The sequence below is a fragment of the uncultured Campylobacter sp. genome (genome assembly GCF_938030815.1).
In the GTDB taxonomy this organism is placed as follows: domain Bacteria; phylum Campylobacterota; class Campylobacteria; order Campylobacterales; family Campylobacteraceae; genus Campylobacter_B.
On sequence record NZ_CALHII010000275.1, the window covers coordinates 1 to 3928 of the forward strand.

The 3928-nt window shown below is 47.5% G+C and carries 4 protein-coding genes; all 4 read left to right on the forward strand.

The window, feature by feature from the left end:
* A partial coding sequence (locus Q0277_RS10125) for a CDP-alcohol phosphatidyltransferase family protein (RefSeq protein ID WP_366517344.1) occupies positions 1 to 328 on the forward strand: 328 nt, incomplete at its 5' end.
* A 14-nt stretch (positions 329 to 342) separates the two neighbouring features.
* Positions 343 to 1347, forward strand: a complete 1005-nt coding sequence (locus tag Q0277_RS10130; RefSeq protein ID WP_297997711.1) for a hypothetical protein — start codon at positions 343 to 345, stop codon at positions 1345 to 1347.
* A gap of 599 nt (positions 1348 to 1946) precedes the next feature.
* Positions 1947 to 3062 (forward strand): RIP metalloprotease RseP, encoded by a 1116-nt coding sequence (gene rseP, locus Q0277_RS10135; RefSeq protein WP_297997713.1) that lies wholly within the window; start codon positions 1947 to 1949, stop codon positions 3060 to 3062.
* A complete protein-coding gene (locus Q0277_RS10140) occupies positions 3059 to 3697 on the forward strand; it encodes a YggS family pyridoxal phosphate-dependent enzyme (protein ID WP_297997715.1) in 639 nt (212 codons plus the stop codon). The genes rseP and Q0277_RS10140 overlap by 4 nt, the downstream gene beginning before the upstream one ends.
* Positions 3698 to 3928: the final 231 nt, after the last annotated feature.

The window sequence follows — 3928 nt, forward strand, 5'->3', positions numbered from 1 at the left end:
CATCGATCCGCTTGCCGATAAGATGCCGACGCTCGCGGGCTTTTTGGGGCTTATGTTTATCGGGCGCGCCAGTCCGTGGGCGATCTATCTGATCCTGATCCGCGAGTTTTTTATCACTGGCCTTCGCGTGGCGATGGCGGGCGACGGCGTAGAGGTCGCCGCGTCGATGGCGGGCAAGGTGAAGACGGTCTTTCAGATGATCGCTATCGGCTGGCTAACGATGCAGTGGCCCTATGCAAACGCCCTGCTCTGGATCGCGGTTGCACTGACGCTATATTCGGGCTTTGAATACGTCGCAGCGTATGCTAAGGCTACGAAAAAAGGCTAAATTTTAGGCTAGATATGGCTTTCGCAGTTGAAGAGAAAATTGGCGAAGAAAATGCAAGAAAGTATAAGCTCAATAAGGTAGAAAAAGATATTAGAAACAAAATTTCTAAAAAGCGATTGCCTTTTAGATGTTATCCTGAAATTTCTATAGAATTAAGCTGGCGCATAGATAGAGAGCTTGGCGCATGGCTCATAAACTACGGGAGCTTTAGCGGCTTTTGGGATCATTGTAATTTAGATTTTAACGCATATAGATTGTATTATCAAGGCAAAATGTTTGATACAGTCATTACTTACGGCGCTTGGTTCGGCGATTTTAGGATGATAAATGGACAGAAGCGACGTATCCATAAACTCTATGCGCTAGAACCAAGAAGTAGCGGCAAACTCAGCAAAAGCGATATTTTTAAAATTTTACAAGACGCCCTTAACGCCGAAAATGAAAATGTTTTGCTAATAGACGCCCTGGATTACAACATTGATTATGTAGGTAGATTTTTGATTGATGGATACCGCTTTGAGGATAACCTAGAGCAAATCATAAATCCATTTAGAAATCAACACGGTCTAGCTAGCTTAAGCCGAGATGAGATAGATGGTCTGTGGTGTATCTCAAAGGAGCTAAACGAGATTTTTCTTATAAAAGTGGGCTCGGCTGGCAGTAATGATCTTTTTACGCTTACTCATTACAATCACGGTTATTACGAATACCACGCAAATATAGTGCTAAAGCAAATTTCCAACAAAACCGTAGATGGAATAAATGAAATCAGATATAAGATAAAGAAAATAGAAATTTTAGGCGATCGCAGCGCCGCGCCGACGCAAGGCAAAATAAAACGACTGATACGCAAAATGTTTAGATCCACTTGCGAAAGCGGATTAAAGGGCTTTAGTCCAAATTTAATAGATGAAAAATTTAAACTAAGCTTGATCTTACATTCATTTGAAGAATCAGAATTTTTTATCAAACTAAAACAATGTATTGTGAAGCTACAAAACCTCATCGCAAAGCGTTAGAACCTGCGCTTAGTGGGTTTTAGCGATAGAATTTCGGCATAAAATTCCACTTATAACGGCGACACGGAATTTTAAAATTTCACGTTCAAATTTTACCGATAAAATTCTATAGATGCTTGATCTATGCACGCACGGCGGCGTGCTAAGCCTATAAAATTTGAAAGATAAAATCCACTGCGCAAAATTTCACGGCGTAAAATTTCGTTTAAACCGCCGCGCAAAATTTCAGGACGGCGCAGCAGTATTTTAAAACACGACGAAATTTCAAAGCGCAACAAAATTTTAGAGCATGACGACTTGTCAAAACATAATGAAATTTCAAAGCATAGCGGCATTTCAAAGCAAAAGCCCAGTGCGGCGAAATTTTATAATCCACTCCGCAAAAGCTCGCGGTAAAATTTCGCTTTTAAATTTTAAATTCCGCGCGCTGTCCATCCGCCCGCACACCCTAATTTAGCCAAATTTATATCCCGAAACGACGGGCTAAGCTCAAAGCTAACCAAGTTTAAAAAAGCGAGCTAAGGCTTTAAACGGCGATCTAAGCTTAAAATTTACAAAATCATAGTAAGCTTAGCCCATTTTTTACAAAGGTCTGAAATTTGAAAAGCATAATTTTAACGCTGGCGATCCTGGCGGTCGGATTTTATTTTTACTCGATAAATTTTATGGTCACGGTGCTGGCGATCAGCTTCCTCATCTTTTTTCACGAGCTGGGGCATTTTTTGGCGGCGCGGGCACTGGGCGTGGGGGTGAACGTCTTTAGCGTGGGCTTTGGAGAGAAGGTCTTTACCAAGCGCATCGGCGCTACGCAGTACGCTATCAGCGCGATCCCTCTGGGGGGCTACGTGAGCCTTAAGGGGCAGGAGGATCTGGATCCCGCCGCGGCAAGCACGGATCCCGACAGCTACAACTCCAAAGGCCCGATCGCGCGCATAATCATACTTTTTGCGGGGCCGTTTTTTAACCTGCTGCTTGCGTTTTTGATCTACATCGCGCTGGGCTACATCGGCGTCGAAAAACTCGCACCAAAGGTCGGCAAAATTTCGCCAGGCTCCGCCGCGGCAAGCGCAGGGCTTGTGCTAAACGATGAAATTTTATCAATCGACGGCAAGCAGATCCGCGAGTGGGACGACATCTCAAAGCAGGTAACCGCCGCACCTCTAAGCTTAGAAATCATGCGCGGCGGCGAGCGGCTGAGCCTGCAGCTCACGCCGAAGCTCGGCGAGAAAAAAACCATCTGGCGCGAGAGCATCAGAGTGCCGCTCATCGGCATTTCGCCCGATTACAACGCGACCGTGACGCTGTATCACAAGGGCGCAAGCTCGCTTAGCTTCGCGTGGGATCAGACGGTGGAGGCATCAAAGCTCATCTTGGTGGGTCTAGAAAAGCTCGCTAGCGGCGTCGTTTCGCCCAAGGAGATGGGCGGTATCGTCGCCATTACGGACATCACCTCAAAGGCGGTTGATTACGGCGCGGCGGTCTTGCTCGCGCTCGTGGCGCTAATATCGGTAAATTTAGGGCTCATCAACCTCTTTCCGATCCCAGCGCTCGACGGCGGGCACATCGCATTTAATCTCTTTGAGCTCATCTTCCGCCGCCCCGTACCAAAGCGGGTATTCGTGGGTGCCAGCTACGTAGGAATGGGAATTTTGGCGCTTTTGATGATATTTACGGTGCTGAATGATTTCGCTAGAATTTTGGGATTTTATAAATGAGGCTGGATGAAATTTTAAAGCGCATTGAGGCTGCGAAATCAGGCGCGGGCGACGTGCAGCTAGTCGCGGTGAGCAAAAACGTAGGCACGGATGAGGTGCGCGAGCTGTATTCGCAAGGACAGATCGCGTTTGGAGAAAACAGAGTGCAGGAGCTGAAGCGCAAAAGCGAGGCATTGCGCGAGCTGCCGCTAAAGTGGCACTTCATCGGCACGCTGCAAAGCAACAAAATCAATCAGCTCATCGCTCTGCGCCCGACGCTGTGGCAGAGCTGCAACTCCTATGAACTCGCGCTTGCCGTAAATAAGCGGCTAACTTATCCGCTAGATACGCTGCTGGAGATCAACGCTGCGGGCGAGAGCTCCAAAACTGGGCTCGATAAAAACCGCGCGGTGGAGGAGTTTTTGCGCATCAAGCAGGAGTGCAAAAATCTAAATTTAATCGGCGTGATGAGTATCGGCGCACATGTGAGCGAGCCCGCGCAGATCGCGCGAAGCTTCGAGGTGAGCCGCGAGATCTTCGACGCGCTCGTGCCGCACGGCGCGCGGATCTGCTCGATGGGGATGAGCGATGATTTTGAGCTCGCGATCAAATGCGGCTCGAACATGATCCGCCTGGGTAGAATTTTATACGCCTAAGCGCCGAAAGACGAGCTTTTTCACGCAAGCAAATTTTATAGGTGATTTATACGGCGCGCTTGATTTGCCGTGCAAGCTAAATTCGACGCTTGCCTCAACTATGAAATTTGGCGCGATAAAGCTAGCGTGATGTTAAATTCCAATCTTCGATGAAATTTTGCGGCATAAATTTTATGCGGCGCGATAATCAGTCGCTCATCCTGGGCTATGCACAGCGCCTCGGCAAGACGC